The 21,964-nt window shown below is 39.9% G+C and carries 18 protein-coding genes, 2 tRNA genes and 1 pseudogene; 10 read left to right on the top strand and 11 right to left on the bottom strand.

Annotation, left to right across the window (positions count from 1 at the left end):
• Positions 1-57: 57 nt before the first annotated feature.
• Positions 58-693 (top strand): annotated as a pseudogene (locus I6E69_RS04245) (tRNA-(ms[2]io[6]A)-hydroxylase); the annotation flags it as partial.
• 2 nt (positions 694-695) lie between these two features.
• Here the strand turns inward: I6E69_RS04245 and I6E69_RS04240 are convergent.
• The 3 genes from I6E69_RS04240 to I6E69_RS04230 form a co-directional block, all read right to left on the bottom strand.
• On the bottom strand, positions 696-1,481 hold the full coding sequence (locus tag I6E69_RS04240; RefSeq protein ID WP_138488746.1) for a transporter substrate-binding domain-containing protein: 786 nt from the start codon (positions 1,479-1,481) through the stop codon (positions 696-698).
• A gap of 54 nt (positions 1,482-1,535) precedes the next feature.
• Complete coding sequence (locus I6E69_RS04235) at positions 1,536-2,273, bottom strand: UDP-2,3-diacylglucosamine diphosphatase (RefSeq protein ID WP_039484437.1); 738 nt, start codon at positions 2,271-2,273, stop codon at positions 1,536-1,538.
• 89 nt (positions 2,274-2,362) lie between these two features.
• Positions 2,363-2,854: a peptidylprolyl isomerase gene (locus I6E69_RS04230; RefSeq protein WP_002958350.1), complete on the bottom strand. Its 492-nt coding sequence runs from the start codon at positions 2,852-2,854 to the stop codon at positions 2,363-2,365.
• Positions 2,855-3,009: 155 nt separating this feature from the next.
• Between I6E69_RS04230 and cysS the strand changes: the two genes are divergently transcribed.
• On the top strand, positions 3,010-4,389 hold the full coding sequence (gene cysS, locus I6E69_RS04225) for a cysteine--tRNA ligase (RefSeq protein WP_039484435.1): 1,380 nt from the start codon (positions 3,010-3,012) through the stop codon (positions 4,387-4,389).
• Between the two features lie 73 nt (positions 4,390-4,462).
• On the opposite strand, the gene folD is transcribed toward cysS, so the two are convergent.
• A complete protein-coding gene (gene folD, locus I6E69_RS04220; RefSeq protein ID WP_002958348.1) occupies positions 4,463-5,317 on the bottom strand; it encodes a bifunctional methylenetetrahydrofolate dehydrogenase/methenyltetrahydrofolate cyclohydrolase FolD in 855 nt (284 codons plus the stop codon).
• A gap of 353 nt (positions 5,318-5,670) precedes the next feature.
• Between folD and I6E69_RS04215 the strand changes: the two genes are divergently transcribed.
• The 8 genes from I6E69_RS04215 to I6E69_RS04180 all read left to right on the top strand — a co-directional run bounded on the left by I6E69_RS04215 (position 5,671) and on the right by I6E69_RS04180 (position 14,846).
• Positions 5,671-5,747, top strand: a tRNA-Pro gene (locus tag I6E69_RS04215).
• A 70-nt stretch (positions 5,748-5,817) separates the two neighbouring features.
• Positions 5,818-5,894 (top strand) — tRNA-Pro (locus I6E69_RS04210).
• A 378-nt stretch (positions 5,895-6,272) separates the two neighbouring features.
• A complete protein-coding gene (gene tig / locus I6E69_RS04205; protein WP_002958347.1) occupies positions 6,273-7,577 on the top strand; it encodes a trigger factor in 1,305 nt (434 codons plus the stop codon).
• A gap of 164 nt (positions 7,578-7,741) precedes the next feature.
• Positions 7,742-8,359: an ATP-dependent Clp endopeptidase proteolytic subunit ClpP gene (gene clpP / locus I6E69_RS04200; RefSeq protein WP_002958346.1), complete on the top strand. Its 618-nt coding sequence runs from the start codon at positions 7,742-7,744 to the stop codon at positions 8,357-8,359.
• A 135-nt stretch (positions 8,360-8,494) separates the two neighbouring features.
• Positions 8,495-9,778, top strand: coding sequence for an ATP-dependent protease ATP-binding subunit ClpX (clpX, locus tag I6E69_RS04195; RefSeq protein WP_002958344.1), 1,284 nt, complete (start codon positions 8,495-8,497; stop codon positions 9,776-9,778).
• A gap of 151 nt (positions 9,779-9,929) precedes the next feature.
• Positions 9,930-12,299 carry an endopeptidase La gene (lon, locus tag I6E69_RS04190; protein WP_024596372.1) on the top strand — a complete coding sequence of 790 codons (2,370 nt, stop codon included), beginning with the start codon at positions 9,930-9,932 and terminating at the stop codon, positions 12,297-12,299.
• 183 nt (positions 12,300-12,482) lie between these two features.
• Entirely contained in the window at positions 12,483-12,773 is a 291-nt protein-coding gene (locus I6E69_RS04185; protein WP_158000827.1) for an HU family DNA-binding protein, read from the top strand.
• Positions 12,774-12,944: 171 nt separating this feature from the next.
• The gene (locus I6E69_RS04180) at positions 12,945-14,846 is read left to right on the top strand and encodes a SurA N-terminal domain-containing protein (protein ID WP_197120708.1); all 1,902 of its coding nucleotides are present in this window, start codon (positions 12,945-12,947) and stop codon (positions 14,844-14,846) included.
• A 108-nt stretch (positions 14,847-14,954) separates the two neighbouring features.
• Here I6E69_RS04180 and I6E69_RS04175 read toward each other — a convergent pair whose 3' ends face one another.
• From I6E69_RS04175 to pspF, 7 genes are all read right to left on the bottom strand, one after another.
• The gene (locus I6E69_RS04175) at positions 14,955-15,446 is read right to left on the bottom strand and encodes a VOC family protein (protein ID WP_197120707.1); all 492 of its coding nucleotides are present in this window, start codon (positions 15,444-15,446) and stop codon (positions 14,955-14,957) included.
• An 85-nt stretch (positions 15,447-15,531) separates the two neighbouring features.
• Positions 15,532-16,293, bottom strand: a complete 762-nt coding sequence (locus I6E69_RS04170) for an ABC transporter ATP-binding protein (RefSeq protein WP_010553756.1) — start codon at positions 16,291-16,293, stop codon at positions 15,532-15,534.
• Entirely contained in the window at positions 16,293-17,285 is a 993-nt protein-coding gene (locus I6E69_RS04165) for an oligopeptide/dipeptide ABC transporter ATP-binding protein (protein WP_007580952.1), read from the bottom strand. Before I6E69_RS04165 ends, I6E69_RS04170 begins: the two co-directional genes overlap by 1 nt.
• Positions 17,286-18,179: an ABC transporter permease subunit gene (locus I6E69_RS04160; RefSeq protein WP_024592757.1), complete on the bottom strand. Its 894-nt coding sequence runs from the start codon at positions 18,177-18,179 to the stop codon at positions 17,286-17,288.
• On the bottom strand, positions 18,166-19,200 hold the full coding sequence (locus I6E69_RS04155) for an ABC transporter permease subunit (RefSeq protein ID WP_007580956.1): 1,035 nt from the start codon (positions 19,198-19,200) through the stop codon (positions 18,166-18,168). Before I6E69_RS04155 ends, I6E69_RS04160 begins: the two co-directional genes overlap by 14 nt.
• On the bottom strand, positions 19,200-20,807 hold the full coding sequence (locus I6E69_RS04150; RefSeq protein WP_010553755.1) for an ABC transporter substrate-binding protein: 1,608 nt from the start codon (positions 20,805-20,807) through the stop codon (positions 19,200-19,202). The genes I6E69_RS04155 and I6E69_RS04150 overlap by 1 nt, the downstream gene beginning before the upstream one ends.
• Positions 20,808-20,822: 15 nt before the next feature.
• On the bottom strand, positions 20,823-21,887 hold the full coding sequence (pspF, locus tag I6E69_RS04145) for a phage shock protein operon transcriptional activator (protein ID WP_002958334.1): 1,065 nt from the start codon (positions 21,885-21,887) through the stop codon (positions 20,823-20,825).
• Between the last annotated feature and the right edge of the window lie 77 nt (positions 21,888-21,964).

Raw genomic sequence — 21,964 nt, 5'->3', positions numbered from 1 at the left:
TAATTTCGATGTGATTTAGGGGGGATGTTATTTGATGTGCACAGGTAGGTCAATAGTGAGTTAAAAGCGGCTCAAAGTGCGATGTTTTTAATACGTAAATACGCTGTTGATAAAGAGGGTAGTGATGCCTTACTCGAGTGGCTAAAGCCATTTGAAACGCTTATTTATAAGCGTGAAGGAAATTGGCGTGATCTCGCCGCTAAAAATAAGCTAACTAAATCAATAATTCCTAAATCTAATTCGCCATATGGACAAGATTTAATTGATAAAATGGTATTGTTGATAAAAGAAGAGTTGCATCATTTTTACCAAGTGCTCGAAATTATGGACGAGTACGGTGTAGAGTACCAAAGCATTACACCATGTCGTTATGCAAAAGGCATGCTTCGTCATGTTAAAACGTTTGAGCCAAACGCCCTTGTTGATAAATTAATTGTAGGCGCTTACATTGAGGCGCGTTCGTGTGAGCGTTTCGCAAAGCTTGCGCCGCATGTTGACAAACGTTTAGGTGATTTTTATATTTCGCTGCTGCGCTCTGAAGCCCGTCATTACCAAGATTATCTAACTTTAGCGCAAGAAATTGCTGATTTTGATATTACCGAACGAGTTAAAGAATTTGGCGAGATTGAAGCCGAATTAATTTCATCACAGGATGAAGATTTTAAGTTTCATAGTGGCCTGCCAATAGCATAAAGCTAATTTTCTTTTAAAAAATTAATGTATTCAGCTGTTTTTTGATTGCTGAAATTGTGTTTTTTCATGATTTCAGCAATGCTTCCGTTTTCAATTATTATATCAATCCCTCTATTAAATTTTTGTAAGTACTCTTTTGCCCTGTAATTTGATTTAGAGACAACTAAATATAGTTTATGAGAAGCAAGATCTGGCAATAAGTACTCAATTTTATTCTTATCTAAATCAACTTCGTTATTGTGTTCAAGCCAATATTTCCCTACTTCTTTAGTGCCTGCGACCAAATCAATACGACCTTGTTGTAGCAGGTATAAACTTGTAGGAAGGCTTTTAGTAGATGTTATTGCCAGCTCAGTATTTCTAGTAAACTCTTGGCTTACAAAGGCATTGTCTTCTGTACCAATACTATAAGGTGTTAATGATTTAACTGTACCATCGAAATTAATAGCACTCTCTTTGCGTTTAAAAATTCCTGAATGAGCAACTGCAAGTGGGCGAGAGTAGTAAAAAACTTCATTTCTTTTTAATGAGTAAAAAGCGCCTAAAATAGCTGTTTTTCTCTTTTTTTCTAATAGCTTTAGGGCGCGGTCCCATGTCGTAAACTCGGCTTCGCTATTAATGCCTTGAGTTTTAAGGGCTGATTGAGTGATTTCATATAACCAACCGTTATCAGGAAGGTTTTCGCTAAAATAGGGAGGGTAGTTTTCAGTAACAATTTGCCATGTTTGCTCGCTAAATACTTTGGTAGGAATGGCAATTACTACGATGAAAATTAACAGCTTAATCATTAAACCTCTCACTATTATTCAAATATATAGTTAAATAATAGTCAGGATTTTAAATTATGCGAAAGGCGTGCTAATTAATTCTTGTGATTGAGGGGTAACGACTAAATAAGAGCCTTGGGTATACCAGTCACCTAGCACTGTACGAGTAAGCGTTTGTTCATCAACTTTATAGGTATGAACATTAGGGCGGTGAGTATGACCATGAATCATATTAGTAACGTTATGTTTAGCAAAGGTGGCAAGCACGGCTTCATCTACAACGTCTAAAATTTCGATAGGTTTATCAGCTTGGCTCAACTTACTTTTTTCACGGGCATTACGCGCTATTTTTTTACGATACCAAAGTGGCATTGCAAGCATTAATTTTGGCCACCACCAACCACGGCTTTTTTTACGAAATTTTTGATACTCAGTATCTTGAGTACACATTTCGTCGCCATGTAAAATAACGGTAGGCGTACCATATAAATCAATGACTGTTTGTTCATCGAGTAAAGTCATTGCGGCCATGTCTGCATATTGCTTGCGCATGATGAAATCACGGTTGCCATGTATAAAATAAACAGGTGTCCCACCATCATTAACGGCGCTTAAATGCTTTGCTACATCGGCACTCAGCGCTGTAATGTAGTCATCTCCAACCCATACTTCAAAAAAATCACCCAAAATATAAAGTGCATCTACATCTTTATTTAGTATATGCGTATTTAAAAAGTCAAAAAATGCAGCGCTAATGTCGGGGCGGTTTTCGCTTAGGTGTAAATCTGCAATAAAGTAAGTTTGGCGAGTCATAGGTCAGTCTTTTCGATATAAATAAAGCGGGCGTATACACATTGCGTAAATGCCCGCTGATACTCCACATTACGTGGGTAAACTTACTATTAGCTAACAGTAACGCTTTCGATGATCACATCTTCAAGAGGCACGTCTTGGTGAAAACCAGTACTACCTGTTGCTACGCCTTTTATTTTATTTACTACGTCCATGCCTTCTACTACTTCAGCAAAAACACAGTAACCCCAGCCTTGCGATGTTTCGCTGCTATGGTTTAAAAAGTCGTTGTTATTCACGTTAATGAAAAACTGCGCTGTAGCTGAATGAGGATCAGGCGTACGCGCCATTGCTAAAGTACCTATCTTGTTAGATAGGCCATTATTAGCTTCATTTTTAATTGGGTCGTTAACTTCTTTTTGTTCCATACCTGGTACAAAACCACCGCCTTGAACCATAAAACCGTCGATTACACGATGAAAGATAGTGCCGTTGAAAAAATCAGCATTTGCATACTCTAAAAAGTTTTTAACTGTGTTTGGAGCTTCTTGCTCAAACATTTTAATGGTGATGTCACCAAAATTGGTGTGTAGAACAACCATGTGTTTTCCTATATCTGGTTTAAATATTGGCGCTATTTTATCGTAGTTGACTAAGATTAACAAAGTAGATGTTTGGTTTGTTATAAAGCGCTAGAGCAGGGGCTTTTCAAGTGGTAACATAACTGTTCAAGTAAATAGTCAAGGACTCAAAGTAAATGGTAAATATATACAACACACTCACGCGACAAAAAGAGCAATTTAAACCTATGGTCGAAGGCAAAATCGACATGTATGTGTGTGGTATCACCATTTATGATTACTGCCATATTGGACACGCTCGTACTTTTGTTGGTTTTGACGTTATTGTGCGCTATTTACGTCATATTGGTTACGATTTAAAGTATGTACGTAACATTACAGATATCGACGATAAAATAATTAAACGCGCAAATGAAAATGGTGAGTCAATAAACGACTTAACTGTGCGCATGACTAAAGCGATGCATGAAGATTTTGATAGCCTAAATATGCTACGCCCAGATATTGAACCAACAGTTACAAGCCATATGGATGAAATCATCGCTATGGTTAAGCGCTTGATTGAAAAAGGCCATGCCTATGTTGCAGCTGATGGCGATGTTTTGTTTGATGTATCAACGTTTGAGCAATATGGTGCGCTTTCTCAGCAAGATCTAACTATGTTGCAATCGGGCTCTCGCGTAGAAGTGGCTCAAGATAAAGACGATCCACTTGATTTTGTGTTATGGAAAAAAGCCAAAGCAGGTGAGCCATCATGGTCATCACCGTGGGGTGAAGGGCGTCCTGGTTGGCATATTGAATGTTCGGCAATGAGCTCAAAACACTTAGGAGAGCATTTTGATATTCACGGTGGGGGGTCTGATTTACAGTTTCCACATCATGAAAACGAAATTGCCCAGTCGTGCTGTGCAAACAACGGCAAGTATGTAAATACATGGATACATACTGGCATGGTGCAAGTAAATAAAGAAAAAATGTCTAAGTCGTTAGATAACTTTTTTACTGTGCGTGAAGTTTTAAAAGCATACGATGCCGAATCTGTTCGTTACTTTTTAATTTCAGGGCATTACCGCAGCCAATTAAATTACTCACAAGAAAATTTAGACCAAGCGCGTTCATCACTTGAACGCATTTATACAGCGCTTCGTGATGTCGTACCGGTAGAATGCGATTTAGAAGGCAATGAGTTTGTTGCTAAATTTAGAAAAGCAATGAATGATGACTTTAATACACCAGAAGCACTACCTGTGTTGTTCGAACTTGCTAAAGAATTAAACCGCGTGAAAGAAAGTGACGCAGGTCAAGCTGGCAAGTTAGCGTTTATACTGCGTAGCCTTGGTGAAGTGTTAGGCGTTGCTCAACAAGCACCGGAAGCTTTTTTACAAGGTGGGCAAGATGACGACGAAGTTGCGACAATTGAAGCATTAATTGTAAAACGTAATGAAGCACGTGCTAGTAAGGACTGGGCTGCTGCTGATGAAGCACGTGATGCGCTTAATGCGTTAGGTGTAATACTTGAAGATTCAGCTGGTAAAACAACGTGGCGTAAAGCGTAAGCGTTTAAAGTAATTCAGGTCAAACTAAAAAAAGGGTTGCCAAATGGCAACCCTTTTTTAATTTTTTAACAGCTTAGCTGTGATATTTCTCACACGCTTCAAGTGTGTTTTCAATTAAGCTTGCGACAGTCATCGGGCCAACGCCACCTGGTACAGGTGTAATAAAATGCGCTTTTTGTTCGGCCACACTGTATTGAACATCACCGACTAATTTACCCGTATCTAAGCGGTTAATGCCCACATCGATAACAATAGCGCCCTCTTTTATCCAATCTCCCGGTATAAATTCAGGTTTACCGACAGCCACAACTAATAAGTCAGCGCGGCGAACATGTGTTTCTAAGTCTTGAGTAAACTTATGACACACAGTGGTAGTACAACCTGCTAATAAAAGCTCTAACGACATTGGACGACCAACAATATTTGACGCGCCAACGACAACTGCATGCATCCCTTTATAACGTACACCCGTTGAATCAAGTAATGTAATAATACCTTTAGGCGTACATGGGCGAAGGGCAGGCATACGCTGTGCTAATCGACCAATGTTATATGGATGAAATCCATCAACATCTTTATGTGGGGTAATACGTTCTAAAATCTTTTCAGCATCAAGACCTTTTGGCAGTGGTAACTGCACTAAAATTCCATCAACTTCGGCATCATTATTTAGCTCGTCAATTAAATCTAAAAGAGTTTGCTCTTGTGTGTCTGCTGGTAAATCAAATGATTTAGAGATAAAACCGACTTCTTCACAGGCTTTACGTTTTGAACCAACATAAACTTGGCTTGCTGGATCAAGTCCTACAAGTACTACTGCGAGTCCTGGTGCACGTAAACCATTTGCTACACGTTCACTTACGCGTTCTGCTACAGCGCTACGTACTTGTTTTGCGATTGCCTTACCATCAATGATGTTTGCCGTCATGGGTGACCTTTAATTGGGGTTAATTAACTAGATACCGATACTCTAAAAACGAATGCATAATAAAATAGGGGTAAAAATGCTAATAAAGAAAAATACGCTCTTTATTTAACTCGTTTTATAATGTGGCTGCTATTTTCGCAGAAAAGCATAGCAGCGCCAAGTTGCTTTTAAGGTATATAACGTTTGAGCTGTTAAATAGTTTAAAATTCAGCCGACTATTGTAATATTTAACCATTGTGCACTAAAAATGAGCACTTGATTGGTTTTCTTAAAAAAACGTTTGACCTAACCCCGTCAAATCACTATTATGCACCCCGTTGTCAACGAGGTCACTCGCTAGCAATAATAAGTTTCGGCGATTAGCGCAGTTTGGTAGCGCACTTGGTTTGGGTCCAAGGGGTCGCAGGTTCAAATCCTGCATCGCCGACCATTTTCTTAAAATGGTCTTAAACTCTCAGTTTAAGTGTTCAGTATGAAAAAAGAAGTTAACTCTTCAATGTCGGCGATTAGCGCAGTTTGGTAGCGCACTTGGTTTGGGTCCAAGGGGTCGCAGGTTCAAATCCTGCATCGCCGACCATTTTCTTATTCAATAAGAACAATAAGTAAACTCCTCTAAGTTATAAATCTAAATCTGTTAGCCTATAATTCTATTAAATAATTTCTATTTTATTCTATTTAGTCCGTAGTTAGCCTGTTTTTTATTCAGTTAGTCTTTATAGTCCCTTATCTAGTCCAAATAATTGCCCCCTATACTCGACTATCATAAATATTAGGTTATAATGCCGCGTCTATTGTTTAACATAGTGCCCGAAGGGCAAAGCAGCAATGGTGTCTCATGGTAGCGACGGATGCTTTTAAGTGTGAAAAACCGCTTAAACTTTATCAAGACTCATGCAGAACACTTTGTTTGTAAAGGAAGGCGAACAGTCGCCAAAATTGAATATTGAGGTAAATCATGCAAGTTTCTGTTGAGACGACCCAAGGCCTTGAGCGCCGTATAACTATCACCGTTCCTTCAGAGAACGTTGAGACCGAAGTAAAAAAACGCCTACAACAACTGTCAAAAACACAGCGTATAGATGGTTTCCGTGCTGGTAAAGTTCCAGTGTCTGTAATTAACAAGCGTTTTGGCCCTGCAGTTCGTCAAGAAGTTGCTGGCGAAGTAATGCAACGTAATTACATTGAAGCAATCGTTTCTGAAAAAATCAACCCAGCTGGCGCGCCTACATTCGCTCCTAAATCACTTGAAGCAGGTAAAGATTTAGAATTCTCAGCAACGTTTGAAGTTTACCCTGAAGTTGAAGTTCAAGGTTTAGATAAAATTACTGTTGAAAAACCAGCAGTAACAGTAACTGACGAAGATTTAGCTAACATGCTAGAAACACTTCGTAAGCAACACGCAGCGTGGGCTGATGTTGATGCAGCTGCTGGCGAAAACGACCGTGTAACAGTTGATTTCGTAGGTACTATCGACGGTGAAGTATTTGAAGGCGGCAAAGCTGAAGACTTCCCATTAGAACTTGGCCAAGGTCGTATGATCCCAGGTTTTGAAGATAACATCGTAGGTAAAAAAGCAGGCGAAGAAGTAGTTGCTGATGTAACTTTCCCTGATGATTACCACGCTGAAAACTTAAAAGGTAAAGCGGCTCAATTCACTATCACAGTGAAAAAAGTTGAAGCGCAAGAATTACCAGAATTAAGCGAAGAGTTTGCAACTAAATTCGGTGTTACCGAAGGCGGCGTAGACGCGCTTAAAGAAGAAGTTAAAAAGAACATGACACGTGAGCTAGACCAAGCGGTTAAAGCAAGCGTTAAAGACCAAGCAATCAAAGGTCTTTTAGCTAACAACGAAATCGAAGTGCCTAAAGCACTTGTTGATCAAGAAGTTGATGCTCTACGTCAGCAAGCAGCTCAACGTTTTGGCGGCGACGCTCAAAACATGCCAGAGCTTCCAGCTGAATTGTTCCACGAGCAAGCTGTAACACGTGTAAAAACTGGCCTTTTATTAGGTGAAGTGATTAAAGCTAACGACATCAAAGTTGATGATGCTAAAGTTGAAGCATTAATCGCAACAGTAGCTTCTGCATACGAAGATCCAACTGAAGTAGTAGAATACTACAAAGGTAATGATCAACTTATGCAGCAAATGCGTAATGTAGCAATGGAAGAGCAAGCTGTTGAAGCTATTTTAGCTAAAGCAGTTGTTACTGATGTTGAAAAAGCATTTGATGACATCATGAATCCACAGCAAGGTGCTTAATAAGTCATTGACTTAAGCTCTCGCTAACGATTAAATGGCTCGTGTTACTCTGTTTATACAGCGTGCCCGGGCCATTTTAGTTTTTGGCTCTAAATTTGCGAAAAACGATAACTATGCTTCCTTATAATAAGGATAAGTATAAGCGCATAAGGAATTAAATAAGTATGAATACTGGTATTACAGATCCCCTAAATGCATTGGTCCCAATGGTTGTTGAACAAACACCAAAAGGCGAGCGCTCGTATGATATTTATTCGAGATTATTAAAAGAGCGTATTATCTTTTTAACAGGTCAAGTTGAAGACAACATGGCAAATCTGATCTTAGCGCAAATGCTATTTTTAGAATCAGAGAACCCTGATAAAGATATCTTTTTATATATCAACTCACCAGGTGGTTCAGTAACTGCGGGTATGGCTATTTACGACACAATGAACTTCATCAAACCAGATGTAAGTACAATATGTGTAGGTCAAGCTGCAAGCATGGGTGCTTTTTTACTTACTGCTGGTGCTAAAGGTAAGCGTTTTTGCCTACCAAACTCACGTGTGATGATTCACCAACCATTAGGTGGTTTCCAAGGTCAAGCATCTGACTTTGAAATACACGCTAAAGAAATTCTGTCTATTAAAGATAAGCTTAACCGCTTAATGGCTGAGCATACAGGCCAACCATTGGATATTATCTCTAAAGACACTGATCGTGATAACTTCATGAGTGCTTCGCAAGCTGTAGATTACGGTTTGGTAGACTCTGTGTTTACAAATCGCGACAAAAAGTAAGCGCTTGGTAAACAGGACTACCTGTTTACCACTTTGAGTTACTATGCGAAAACCAATAAATTTTGGTATAGTTAAAGCGTATTGAAATAGCCGCCAATAGTTTTGGTGGCCAACGTAATAAAATGAGGTAGCTGAATGTCTGACACTCCTACAGACGGCGACAAAAGTAATAAATTGTTATACTGCTCTTTTTGTGGAAAAAGCCAACATGAAGTGCGTAAATTAATTGCAGGCCCTTCAGTATACGTTTGTGATGAATGTGTAGAGTTGTGTAACGATATTATCAGGGAAGAGATCAAAGACATTGCTCCTAAGCATGATACGTCTGACAAACTACCTGTACCAAAAGAAATTCGTAAACACTTAGACGATTATGTTATTGGTCAAGATCATGCTAAAAAAGTATTGTCTGTTGCCGTTTATAACCATTATAAACGGCTACGTAACCAATCGACTAAGCAAGACATTGAATTAAGTAAAAGTAATATTTTGCTTATCGGCCCAACAGGTAGTGGTAAAACATTACTTGCAGAAACATTAGCGCGCCTACTTGACGTGCCGTTTACTATGGCCGATGCCACTACATTAACCGAAGCAGGTTATGTAGGTGAAGATGTTGAAAACATCATTCAAAAGCTTTTACAAAAGTGCGATTACGATGTTGAAAAAGCACAGCGCGGTATTGTCTACATCGATGAAATTGACAAGATTTCTCGTAAATCAGATAATCCTTCAATTACGCGTGACGTATCAGGCGAGGGCGTTCAACAGGCGCTACTTAAACTGATTGAAGGCACCGTTGCTTCTGTTCCACCGCAAGGTGGTCGTAAACATCCACAGCAAGAGTTTTTACAAGTAGATACATCTAAAATCTTGTTTATTTGTGGTGGTGCATTTTCAGGCCTAGATAAAGTAATTGAGCAACGTAGCCATAAAAACACCGGTATCGGTTTTGGCGTGAGCGTAAAAGAGTCTGCGGCGAGTCGTTCTTTAAGTGAAACATTTAAAGATGTAGAGCCAGAAGATTTAGTTAAATATGGCTTAATTCCTGAGTTCATAGGCCGTTTGCCGGTAGTGGCTACGTTAACAGAACTTGATGAAGCAGCTCTTGTACAAATATTGAGTGAACCTAAAAACGCGATTACTAAACAGTTTTCAGTATTGTTTGGTATGGAAGACGTTGAACTTGAGTTTCGCGATGATGCCTTAGCTGCAATTGCCCACAAAGCAATGGAGCGTAAAACAGGCGCACGTGGTCTTCGTTCAATTGTTGAAGGTGTATTACTTGATACTATGTACGAACTTCCTTCAATGGATGATGTAAGCAAAGTGGTTATTGATGAAACCGTTATTAAAGGTGAGTCAGATCCAATCTTGATTTATGAAAATAATAAACAAGATAAAGCTGCATCAGAATAGTTTTTAAGCTATTTGAATGGAAAAAGGAGCCTTAGGCTCCTTTTTTTATAATTAATTTAATCGAGTAAGGGAAAATTGTTGAACTTTAATTAGGTTATCCCCATATACTTGAGTAATCTTTAAAATAAATGAAGTGCGAAGAGAAACTATAATGACGCTTGAGAGAACCGACCGAGTCGAAATCCCAGTCCTTGCACTGCGCGATGTTGTGGTATACCCGCACATGGTGATCCCGCTTTTTGTTGGCCGTGAAAAATCAATAAAATGCCTAGAAGCGGCAATGGACAAAGACAAACAAATTTTCTTGGTTGCACAAAAAGATGCAACTGTAGATGAACCAGAGCAAGATGATATTTATCGTATCGGTACTATTGCCACTGTACTTCAGTTATTAAAATTACCAGACGGTACAGTTAAAGTTTTAGTCGAAGGTACACAGCGCGCACAAATTGAAGAATTTGTAGATAACGATGACTTTTTTGTCGCTAATGCTCAATTTATTGAATCTGATTCTGTAGATGAACAAGAGCAAGATATTTTTATCCGAAGCGCAATTAGCCAGTTTGAAGGCTATGTAAAGCTTAATAAAAAAATTCCACCTGAAGTACTAACTTCAGTTTCAGGTATCGATGAGCCAGCACGTCTTGCCGACACAATGGCAGCGCATATGCCGCTTAAAGTACCTGAAAAACAAAAAGTGCTCGAAATTTCAAGTGTCACAGAACGTCTTGAATATTTAATGGCACTAATGGAAGGCGAAATAGACTTATTGCAAGTTGAGAAGAAAATTCGTACCCGCGTTAAAAAGCAGATGGAAAAATCTCAGCGCGAGTATTACCTCAATGAGCAAATGAAAGCCATTCAAAAAGAACTTGGTGAGCTTGATGATGTGCCTGATGAATTTGAAGCGCTTAAAAAGCGTATTGAAGATTCTGGCATGCCTGATGAAGCTAAAGAAAAGGCAACTACAGAGCTCAATAAGCTTAAAATGATGTCGCCAATGTCTGCAGAAGCAACTGTAGTGCGTTCATACATAGATACATTAATTAATGTGCCATGGAAAAAACGCTCTAAAGTGAAAAAAGACTTAGCAGGCGCACAAAAAATTCTTGATAGCGATCACCACGGCTTAGATAAAGTAAAAGAACGCATTATTGAGTACCTCGCAGTACAACAGCGTACTAATAAGCTCAAGGGGCCAATTTTATGTTTAGTTGGACCACCAGGTGTTGGTAAAACATCACTTGGGCAATCTATTGCACGTTCTACTGGTCGTAAGTATGTTCGTATGGCACTTGGCGGCGTACGTGATGAAGCCGAGATTCGCGGTCATCGTCGTACATACATTGGTTCAATGCCAGGTAAGCTAATTCAAAACATGACAAAAGTGGGCGTTAAAAACCCATTATTCTTATTAGATGAAATCGATAAAATGTCATCAGATATGCGCGGCGACCCAGCATCAGCATTGTTAGAGGTGCTTGATCCGGAACAAAACAGTCATTTTGCCGATCACTATCTTGAAGTCGATTACGATTTATCTGACGTTATGTTTGTAGCAACATCAAACAGCTTTAACATTCCTGGTCCATTATTGGACCGTATGGAAGTTATTCGCTTGTCGGGTTACACCGAAGATGAAAAGCTAAACATTGCAAAAGAGCACTTAATTACTAAACAAGTAAAACGTAACGGCTTAAAAGAGTCTGAAATAGTTATTGAAGACAGCGCAATTATTGGCATTATTCGTTATTACACACGTGAAGCGGGTGTACGTAACTTAGAGCGCGAAATTTCGAAACTATGTCGTAAAGCAGTTAAAAATATCTTACTTGAAAAGGACACTAAAATAGTGACCATCAATCAAGATAACCTAGAAGACTTTTTAGGTGTGCAGCGCTTTGACTATGGCAAAGCTGAAGATGGCGACCGTATTGGTCAAGTTACAGGCTTAGCATGGACAGAAGTTGGCGGTGATTTGCTAACAATTGAATGTGCGGCAGTGCCAGGTAAAGGCAAGTTAAGTTACACCGGTTCTCTTGGCGATGTAATGCAAGAGTCGATTCAAGCGGCAATGACGGTTGTGCGTAATCGAGCAGATACTTTCCGTATTAATAGCGACTTTTACGAAAAACGTGATATTCACGTACACGTACCTGAAGGCGCAACACCAAAAGATGGTCCTAGTGCGGGCGCAGCAATGGTAACGGGTCTTGTATCTAGCTTAACGGGTAATCCTGTACGAGCAGATGTTGCTATGACTGGTGAAATTACACTACGCGGTGAAGTACTTCCTATTGGTGGTTTAAAAGAGAAGTTATTAGCGGCGCATCGTGGTGGAATTAAAACAGTGATCATTCCAAAAATTAACGAACGTGACTTAAAAGAGATACCAGACAACGTGCTGGCAGGTCTTGATATTCACCCAGTTACTTGGATTGACGAGGTGTTAAAGCTTGCTTTAGTGCATCCTGTTGAGAGTTTTTCGGTCGAAACACCTAAAAACCAAGAAAAAACATAAAAAAAGTGCTTTTTAGGGCTTTTCAAATCTAAACGGTATGATAAGTTAAGCACTGGTTTTCAAGCCTAGCCCTTACGGGGCCTAGGCTTAAGAAAAATATAATCATGTGGGCATTAAAAGTTTGCTCTAAAATTTTCAAAAAAGTGATGTTAGTTTAAAAAACCATCGCTCTTGATAATAACAATGAAAGAGGATGATATTGTGAATAAATCTCAATTAATCGATCAAATCGCAGCTGATGCTGACATTTCTAAAGCGGCTGCAGGTCGTGCACTAGATTCATTCATCGAATCTGTATCTGGCGCGCTAAAAGATGGCGACTCAGTTGCACTTGTAGGTTTTGGTACTTTCTCAGTACGTGAACGTGCTGCACGTTCAGGCCGTAACCCGCAAACTGGTGAAACTATCCAAATTGCTGCTGCAACTATTCCAGCTTTCAAAGCCGGTAAAGCGCTTAAAGACGCAGTAAACTAATCACTGTTTTAAACACATTAGTTATGGCGAGTGTAAAGTTACTGATTCACCAAAACAGATGAGTTAAGTAACTTTTCCGCCAGTTACTTCAAGTGAAAAAGCGTATCTGGTAAGATACGCTTTTTTTACATGTGACAAGGTAAAATACCTTGATCAAAAAGAGATAAACAAATGCTTGAGAAAATCAGAGAAGGTTCGCAAGGACCTGTAGCCAAAATAATTTTAGGCGCGGTGATTTTATCTTTTGCCTTAGCAGGGATCGGTAGTTACTTAGGTCAAACCACAGAACAACCCGTTGCTGAAGTAAATGGAATTAAAATTAGTCAAACCGATTTTAACCGTGCTTACCAAAATGAACGTAGCCGTTTAGAGCAACAATTTGGTGAATACTTTACACAAATTGCAGCTGATCCAAATTACATGGCACAAATTCGCCAAGGTGTAGTTGACCGCTTAGTACAACAAGAATTGCAATCACAGCTAGCGGCTGATTTAGGCCTTCGCGTAAGCGACGAAAGTGTACGTAAAACAATTTTAGAATTACCGTACTTTCAAATTGGTGAAAAGTTTAATAACGATCGTTACCTACAAGTAATTCGTCAAATGAATTTTCAACCAGATGCTTTTCGTGAATATTTACGTAAAGATATGACACGCAGCCAGGTAGTATCTGCTGTTGCAGGTACAGACTTTGCCCTAGAGAGCGAGCTGAAAAGCGCAATTGCTCTTCAGCAGCAAACTCGTAGTATTGATTACGTAGTTGTAAACAAAGAGGCACTTGCGGCGAATGTTGAAGTATCAGATCAAGAAGTATCTGATTACTACGACCTAAACGCATCTCAATTTTTATCTCCAGAGCTTATCTCAGTAAGTTACATTGAGCTTAAAGCAGCAGATATCAATGTTGAATCGGTAACCGAGGATGACGTTAAAGCGTATTATGAGCAAAACAAAGCACAATACGTTGAGCCAGAAAAGCGTCGCGTATCACATATCTTAATTGATAACAGTGAAGACGATGATGCAGCAAAAGAAAAAGCCAATGCACTTCATGCACAACTAGAGCAAGGTGCAGACTTTGCTGAGTTAGCGCAATCATCATCTGACGATATCGTTAGTGGCGAAATGGGCGGCGACCTTGAATGGATTGAACGTGACGTAATGGACCCTGCATTTGAAGACGCGACTTTCGCACTGCAAAACAAAGGTGACATTTCTGAGGTTGTTGCTTCTGAGTTTGGTTATCACATAATTAAACTTACAGACATTCAACCACAACAAGTTAAAGCGTATGACGATGTTAAAGCTGACTTACGTGCTGAATTAGAACAAGCTGAAAAAGTAGATGCGTTTTACGAAAAGCAAACAGAAATGGGCGCACTTGCATTTGAAATTTCAGACCGCTTAGACGACGCTGCAGAAGTTGCTGAAGTGGAAGTTAAATCTACACCTCTTTTAGCACTTAATGCTCTACCAGAGCCTTTAAACAGCCCTGCAGTTGTAACAGCACTAACATCAGTTGATTTACTTGAAGATAAAGTAAACTCTGAAGTTATTGAGCTTGGTGAGGAGCATGCAATTATTGTTCGTATTAACGAGCATAAACCTGCTGCTACTAAAGCGCTGGATGAAGTAAGCGAGCAAATTAAAGCGCGTTTAGTTAATGAAAAATCATCTGAGCTTGCTAAAGAAAAAGCGCGTAGCTTATTTGCAGAAGTACAAGCAGGTAAGAGCTTAAATGATGTAGCAAACGAGCAAAGCTTGACGGTTCGTCAAGAAGCGCAGTTAACACGTCAAAGCTACACTGTTTCACCTGCTATTGTGACTCAAGCATTTAAAATGGCTCACCCAGCAGGTTCTGCGGTAGTTGAGCTTGTTAATTTAAATAATGGTGATGCAGCAATTGTTGCGCTTAAGTCGGTAACAGATGCACAAGTTGCAGCTAATATTGACCCTCAAGCAAAACAAAGCATTACTATGGCGCAAGCTAATAAAAACTACATGGTATTTATTGAAGCGCTTAAAGCCAATGCTGAACTTAACTTACCAACGGCTACACAAACTGTTGAATAATTAATTTTAGCTCATAAAGAAAGGCGCTTTTAAAGCGCCTTTTTTATTGTCTTAAATAAAGTTGGTATATTACCAATTCGCTTAATTAAGTATTATTGCGGATTGGTATTAATTACCTCTGGCAATAAACTCAATCCGATTGCCGCTAGGCTCTCTTATCATCATATGTTGGGTTGGACCTTTACCTAAGTTTTCTGGTGCAAACTCTATAGTAATATTATTTTGCATTTCTAAGTGTGTATGTAGCTCGCTTAACTTTTTGATACTTTCAACACTGAGTGCTAAATGGTGTAGGCCCACATTTTCTGCCCGATTAAACTCCACACGTTTTTCATCATTTTTTACGCGCCATAATGTAATGGTTATTTTATTGTTTGATAAAAAATAAGCGGGGTAGGTTGGATCACTTCCTAGCGTTTTAAAACCAAGTACATCAGTAAAAAATGCTTTGGATGCATTTAAGTTTGATACGGTTAAACCTAAATGATCAACGCCACCAACCCAACTTTTAGAGCTAGAGTTTTCGTCAGCTATTGAGGTTGTTGATAGCAGTAGTAACGCTAATGATGAAATGCCTGTGAGTAATGTTTTTTTTAGCATAGATCCTCTTTATGGTTTTAGTTGTTAAATTGCGTATTTAACAAAGACCTTCATAAAGGAGATTACATTACACGCTAGGCTGCTTTTAGCAGCTCAGTAATCGCTGCGTTACTTTTGATTGGGGGTTTTGAAAAACATCTTCAGTAGGGCCGTATTCAACTACTTCGCCTTTATCGAGTACAACCACATAATCACTGATGTGGCGCACTAGACTTAAATGATGGGTGATCATCACATACGTAAGGCCTGTGTCGCGCTGCAGTTTAAGTAATAAATTCACTATTTGCGCGCGTATAGAAGGGTCTAAAGACGAAACGGCTTCATCAAGCACAATCACCTTAGGATCTAAAATTAATGCACGAGCAAACGCCACACGCTGTAGTTGCCCCACACTAAACATATGCGGGTAGTAGTGTTTATGATCGATTAACAAACCCACCTTTGAAAGCGTTGCATCAATCTTTTCAGTGCGTTCACTAGCATCAAGTTCAGTATTATATTGCAGGCAATCATCAAGCATTTCGCCAATGGTTAATCCCGGGTTGAGCGATGCAGCTGAATCTTGAAAAATCATACGAATATGGCGACATTGATTATCGCGTACGCCATTATCTTCGATAATATTATTCTCGAGCAAAATTTGCCCGCTATCAGCAGTATCAGCTCCTGAAAGTAGTTTTGCTAATGTACTTTTACCTGCACCTGTTTCACCAATTATGGCAATACTTTCGCCTTTACCGACACAAAACGAAATATTTTTAAGTACTTCAAACTTTTTACGTGAAAAAAGCCCAGCTCGCACATTGAACGTTTTTGATAGTGCTTGTACTTTTAGTAGCGGCTGCATTATTTCATGTCCTTAATTAACGGAAAATGGCACGCATAACTATGACCATGATGCTTAGTAAGGGTGGGAGTTACCACGCAGGCTTTTTGTGCTTGCGGACAACGCGGCCCGAGGCGGCAGCCAATAGGCAAATGTTGCAGAGTAGGGATAGTCCCTTTAAGTGCATAAAAAGGTTCTTTATGTGCTAAACCTTGTTCGTAGTCTGGCAAGCTTTTTAGTAATGCTTGCGTGTATGGATGGCGAGGCTGTTTAAATATTTCATGGGTTGGGCCTGCTTCAACCATTTGCCCGCAATATAAAACATGAATGCCATGCGACCAATGTGCAATCTCTTCAAGTTCATGAGAGATCATCAAAATAGACATGTTTTTAAGTTGGTTTAAGCTTTTTAGTAATCTAAATACTTGTGCGCGAGTCGTGCTCTCAAGCGCTGTAGTTGGCTCATCAGCGATTAATAACTTAGGCGTGCGAGCAATGGCCATCGCAATCATTACTTTTTGACATACGCCCTCTGAGAGCTCATGAGGGTAACTACTTAATACCGCTTCGTGGTTTTTAATGCCCACCTTATGAATAAGCGCTTTTACTCTGTCTTTTCTCTCGCGGTTGCGCTTTAAAAAGAAACCTTTAGTTGCGATCTCTGGGAGTGTTTCGGCAATTTGGTCAAATATTTTAGCGGTTGGGTCAAGGCAGCGACTTGGATCTTGATAGATCATCGCTATATCTTGGCTTACTATTTTACGGCGTTTCTCTGGGCTTAAACGCATTAAGTCTACGCCGCGCCAATGAATACGGTCGGCAGTAATATCCCAGCGTTCGTTCAATACACCAATAATCGCTTTTGCTATTAGGCTTTTACCAGAGCCAGACTCGCCCACAAGCGCATGTACTTCGCCTTCTTTTAAGCTAAAGCTCACTCTGTCTACGGCTCTAATTACAGTTTCAGAGGTACGTAGTTCAATTGTTAAGTTACGAACATCGAGTAATTGCATTTAATCAGCCTTACGTGCTTTTAGCACTTGTCGCAGGCCATCGCCTACTAAATTAGTAGATAACACGGCTAAAAATAACAGTACACCAGGTAGTGCTACAGTCCACGGCGCTAGATAAATAAGGCCTAAGTTTTCGGCTAATATTGCGCCCCATTCGGTCGTCGGTGGCTGAGCCCCTAATTTTAAAAATCCCAGTGCTGAAATATCTAATATAGCGGTAGAAAGCGCCATCGTGAATATAACCACAATATGCTCATAAATATTAGGAAAAATACCACGCGATATAATATGCCAATTAGACGCACCATCGAGTCTAAACGCAGTAATGTAATCTTTACTTAATTCATCAACAATCAGGTTACGCACTGAGTGAATAAATTGCGGCAGTAATGCTAAAATAATTGCCCATACGGTATTCATTAAACCCGGGCCGAGTATGGCGATTATTATTATTGCCAGTAACAAAGAAGGAATAGAAAGCGTTATATCAAGCAAGTGATTTAAAAAGCTTGAACGCAGCCCTTTACTAATCCCTGCAAAAGTACCCACTAACACACCAAAAATAGTCGTGATTAGGGCGGCTACAACAGAGAGGCCAAACGTATACGTAGCACCATTCATTAAGCGCGAGAGTACATCACGGCCTAAATCATCGGTACCTAAAAGAAAGCGTACATCGCCCATTTCTCGCCACGATGGCGGAATAAGTAGTGCATCGCTATGCTGTTGATTTACACCATAGGGGGCTAAAAAAGGAGCGGTGGCGGCCAATAATGCAAACGCCATAAATATCCATAAACCAACCAAAGCAGGGTGGTTATTTTTAAACTTTCGCCAAAATCGCGCGAGTGGCGATTTATTCGACTCTTCAGAAAATAAATTAAACTTTGCCATGGGCCTGATTCCGCGAGAGTGGATCGAATAAAGTGTAAGTAAGCTCAGCTGTAATAGAAGCTAAAATAACAAATAAAGACACTGCCATTAACCCGCCTTGAATTGCAGGAAAGTCACGCTGATAAATACTATCGATTAACCATCGGCCAATACCCGGCCACGAAAAAATAACTTCGGTAATCATCGCAAGCGTTATTAGCGTACTAAATTGCAAACCAATTTGCTTAATTACCGGCAGTAATGCATTACGCAGTGCATGGTGCATGATAAGTTGACGGCGGTTAAGGCCTTTTGCCCTAGCTGTTTTAATAAAGTTTTGATCCATTACCTTAAGCATAGACTCGCGAGTAAAACGCACTAATACCGTGGTTGGATACATGGCTAGTACAATAGTAGGGAGTGTTAAATGGCGCAGCGCATCAACAAAAGCCATTCCTTTATATGGAAATCCAGCTAGAGCAATATCAATTAATATAAACCCTGTACTGGCGGGTATTTCGTAAAGGAGCCCCATTCTGCCCGACATAGGAAACCAGCCAAGCTTTAATGAAAAAACCATTATTAATAACAATGCGAGCCAAAATACAGGCATTGAATAACCCACCATAGTGGTAGAGTTTATAAGCTTGTCGGGCCAACGTTTATGATACCCAGAGCCTAAAATGCCAGTCGGTACACCAATAACAACCGATACAATTAATGCGTATACGCTTAGCTCTAAAGTAGCCGGTAGCAAATCAACAATATGGCTAAACACACTATTACCAGAGGCAAACGAAAGCCCCCAATCACCCTGAAATATTCGCCCTAAAAAGGCAATGTATTGCATAAAGTAATTGCTGTTATATAAATATTTGTCTTCAAGCTCACTATGCTGTGCAAAGTTACTACTTGGTATGCCGCTTAAATTACTTAGCGGATCACCGGGAAATAAATACGCCAGTGAAAACGTAAATACGCTGAGCATCAGTATCATAAAAAAGAACAAACCAAGGCGACGTAAAATATAATCTAAGATCATTATTTCTTCCTCGCATTGGCAAGCGAAATAGCGCCAAACGGGCCAAGTGTTATGCCTTCCACATCGGCGCTACTCGCTTGAAAGCGCAGGCCATGAGCAATCGGTAATAACGGCAGCTCTTGAATAATTAAGCTTTGTGCGTCTTCGTAGTATTTTTTACGTTTGTTTAAATCAGTGGTGTCTAGTGCTTGAGTAAGCAATAAGTCAAATTGGGGATTACACCAGTTTGCTGGGTTTTTACCACTAAAAGTAGCGGTACAACTCAGCAGTGGGCTAAAAAAGTTATCAGGATCGGGTGTATCTGCGGCCCAACCAAGTAATACACTGTCGTGCCTATGCTCGCCAATACGTTGAATAAACGTGTTCCACTCATATTCTACAATGCTTACATTAACGCCCACTTTGCGTAAATCACTTTGCATAAGCTCAGCCATTTTTCGCGCGTTAGGGTTATAAATACGACTCACAGGCATAGCCCATATCGTCATATCAAAGCCATCAGGTAAGCCTGCTTCAATTAGTAACTTTTTAGCAAGTTCTGGATCAAACGTAGGTATATCTTCTTGTGGCTCAAACGCCCAAGAGGTTGGCGGCAAAATAGATTGTGCGCGAGTACCGTTACCGTAATAAACCGCCTGCATTATTTTATCTACATCTATTGCATGTGCGAGTGCTTGGCGTACGCGCAAGTCGTCAAACGGGGCACGTTCTGTATTAAATGCCCAATAACCTATGTTTAAGTTCGTTTCTTTTTCAACGTTTATATCATCACGTTGCGCTAAAATACTTAATTGCGCACTACTTGGATGAGCCGTTACATCGCACTCTTTAGTCAGCATTTTTGCTATACGCGTAGTGCCGTTAGGGGTTATGTCGTAAACCAATTGTTCAAGTGCAACGTCGTGCTTCCAATAAAGTGGATTACGGTAAAAGCGTACAAGGTGATCTCGGCGGTATTCTTTGTAAATATACGGGCCAGTGCCAATAGGGTACTGATCAAATAAGTTTTCTTCGTTTTTTTTCTTAAGTTCCATGGCGTATTCTTCTGAAAGCACCACGGCAAAGTCGGTGGCCATATTAGCTAAAAAGCTGCTTTCAGGATTAAACAGTTCAAAACGCACTTGGTAGTCAGACACACGCACAATTTTACGAATGAGTTGATCAATTCCCACACTTTGAAAATACGGGTAATTAGCATCGCCCACAAAGTGATATGGATTGTATACATCGAATAATCGGCTAAAGGTGAATATAACGTCGTCGGCGTTAAAATCCCGCGATGGGGTAAAATAAGAAGTTGTATGAAACTTTACATCTTTACGCAAGGTAAAGGTAACCGATTTACCATCTTTACTAATTTTCCAATCGGTTGCTAACTCACTTTGAAATTCTGCCGTAACAGGGTCAATGCTAATTAAACGGTCGTATAATTGGTTAGCAATTATATCAATAGTTGAACCGGTGGTCGTGACTTGCGGATTAAACGACACAGGGTTAGCTTCAGCGCAATAAACTAAGCCTTGGTTTTTTTCTTCTATGATTTCTTCTTTGCTATCAAGGCAACCAACTAAAGTGGTGGCAAGCAAAACAAGTAATAATTTATGCACCCGCATAACCTCTGACTATTGTTGATCCAACAAGTTGTATTTTTTAAGATAACCACGTAATTGATGATACGTTAAACCAAGTACTTCTGCAGTTTTCTTTTGATTAAATTGGCTATGTTCGAGCGCTTTATTAATCATGTTTATTTCAAAGTCGTTAGAACGCTCTTTTAAGCTGCACGGAAATTGAATATCGACGGCTATATTACTGCTTGCCTGAGCAATCGGCGGCGCAACAACAATAGGCTCGGCATTAACAGTTTGAGCCGCTATAGGTGCTTTAATGCGCGCTTTTGGTCTAAATGGGCTATCGAATGGGTCTAAAATAATCTGGTGAACGGGGATATGTTCACTACCGTGGCGATACAAACTGCGTTCAACCACATTTTTAAGTTCACGAATATTACCAGGCCAATCATAACTAAGCAGTGTTTCTGTTGCGCTTCGGGTAAAACCGCTAAAGAGTTCCCACTCTAAATCGCGCGCCATATTCATCGCAAACTGCTCAGCAAGAAGCATAATATCGTCTTGGCGTTCGCGCAGTGGCGGCAGGGTAATTACATCAAAGGCAAGGCGATCGAGTAAGTCACTTCTAAATTCACCTTGCTCAGCTAAATAAGGAAGATCTTCGTTTGTAGCACACACTAAGCGTGTATCTACTTTTACAGTTTGTTTGCCGCCAACACGTTCAAACTCACCGTATTCTATAACGCGCAGCAATTTTTCTTGTACCATAGCTGAGGTATTAGCTAATTCATCTAAAAACAGTGTGCCGCTGTTAGCGCGTTCAAAACGACCTTCGTGGCGTTTGCTTGCCCCCGTAAAAGCACCGCTTTCGTGGCCAAACAATTCACTTTCGAGTAAGTTTTCGTTAAGCGCTGCACAGTTAAGTTTTACGTAGTTTTGATCCCAACGCTTTGATAAAAAGTGTAAGCGTGCTGCTATTAGCTCTTTACCTGTGCCGCGTTCACCAATAATAAGTACCGGTTTATCTAAATTAGCCAGTTGCGATACCTGATCTAATACAGACAGAAAGCTATCTGATTGGCCGAGTAAATTATCCTGTTGGCGATATTGGCTCATATTTCCTAACTCTTGGTCATTTTTACTAACAGTTAGTGTATTTCATAAGTAGGGATAACTAAAGAAATTTGTATATT

Origin of the sequence: Pseudoalteromonas sp. NZS100, from assembly GCF_015864815.1 — a bacterium.
GTDB lineage: Bacteria > Pseudomonadota > Gammaproteobacteria > Enterobacterales > Alteromonadaceae > Pseudoalteromonas > Pseudoalteromonas distincta.
This window is presented reverse-complemented; position numbering and strand designations above follow the sequence as displayed.

What these genes read in the sequence shown, in the direction of transcription:
- I6E69_RS04170 (WP_010553756.1), bottom strand. Translation starts at nt 16,293, where the DNA reads ATGCAGCCGCTACTAAAAGTACAAGCACTATCAAAAACGTTCAATGTG.
- pspF (WP_002958334.1), bottom strand. Translation starts at nt 21,887, where the DNA reads ATGAGCCAATATCGCCAACAGGATAATTTACTCGGCCAATCAGATAGC.
- cysS (WP_039484435.1), top strand. Translation starts at nt 3,010, where the DNA reads ATGGTAAATATATACAACACACTCACGCGACAAAAAGAGCAATTTAAA.
- I6E69_RS04175 (WP_197120707.1), bottom strand. Translation starts at nt 15,446, where the DNA reads ATGCTAAAAAAAACATTACTCACAGGCATTTCATCATTAGCGTTACTA.
- clpP (WP_002958346.1), top strand. Translation starts at nt 7,742, where the DNA reads ATGAATACTGGTATTACAGATCCCCTAAATGCATTGGTCCCAATGGTT.
- I6E69_RS04235 (WP_039484437.1), bottom strand. Translation starts at nt 2,273, where the DNA reads ATGACTCGCCAAACTTACTTTATTGCAGATTTACACCTAAGCGAAAAC.
- tig (WP_002958347.1), top strand. Translation starts at nt 6,273, where the DNA reads ATGCAAGTTTCTGTTGAGACGACCCAAGGCCTTGAGCGCCGTATAACT.
- clpX (WP_002958344.1), top strand. Translation starts at nt 8,495, where the DNA reads ATGTCTGACACTCCTACAGACGGCGACAAAAGTAATAAATTGTTATAC.
- I6E69_RS04240 (WP_138488746.1), bottom strand. Translation starts at nt 1,481, where the DNA reads ATGATTAAGCTGTTAATTTTCATCGTAGTAATTGCCATTCCTACCAAA.
- I6E69_RS04160 (WP_024592757.1), bottom strand. Translation starts at nt 18,179, where the DNA reads ATGGCAAAGTTTAATTTATTTTCTGAAGAGTCGAATAAATCGCCACTC.
- I6E69_RS04230 (WP_002958350.1), bottom strand. Translation starts at nt 2,854, where the DNA reads ATGGTTGTTCTACACACCAATTTTGGTGACATCACCATTAAAATGTTT.
- lon (WP_024596372.1), top strand. Translation starts at nt 9,930, where the DNA reads ATGACGCTTGAGAGAACCGACCGAGTCGAAATCCCAGTCCTTGCACTG.
- I6E69_RS04155 (WP_007580956.1), bottom strand. Translation starts at nt 19,200, where the DNA reads ATGATCTTAGATTATATTTTACGTCGCCTTGGTTTGTTCTTTTTTATG.
- I6E69_RS04165 (WP_007580952.1), bottom strand. Translation starts at nt 17,285, where the DNA reads ATGCAATTACTCGATGTTCGTAACTTAACAATTGAACTACGTACCTCT.
- folD (WP_002958348.1), bottom strand. Translation starts at nt 5,317, where the DNA reads ATGACGGCAAACATCATTGATGGTAAGGCAATCGCAAAACAAGTACGT.
- I6E69_RS04180 (WP_197120708.1), top strand. Translation starts at nt 12,945, where the DNA reads ATGCTTGAGAAAATCAGAGAAGGTTCGCAAGGACCTGTAGCCAAAATA.
- I6E69_RS04185 (WP_158000827.1), top strand. Translation starts at nt 12,483, where the DNA reads ATGAAAGAGGATGATATTGTGAATAAATCTCAATTAATCGATCAAATC.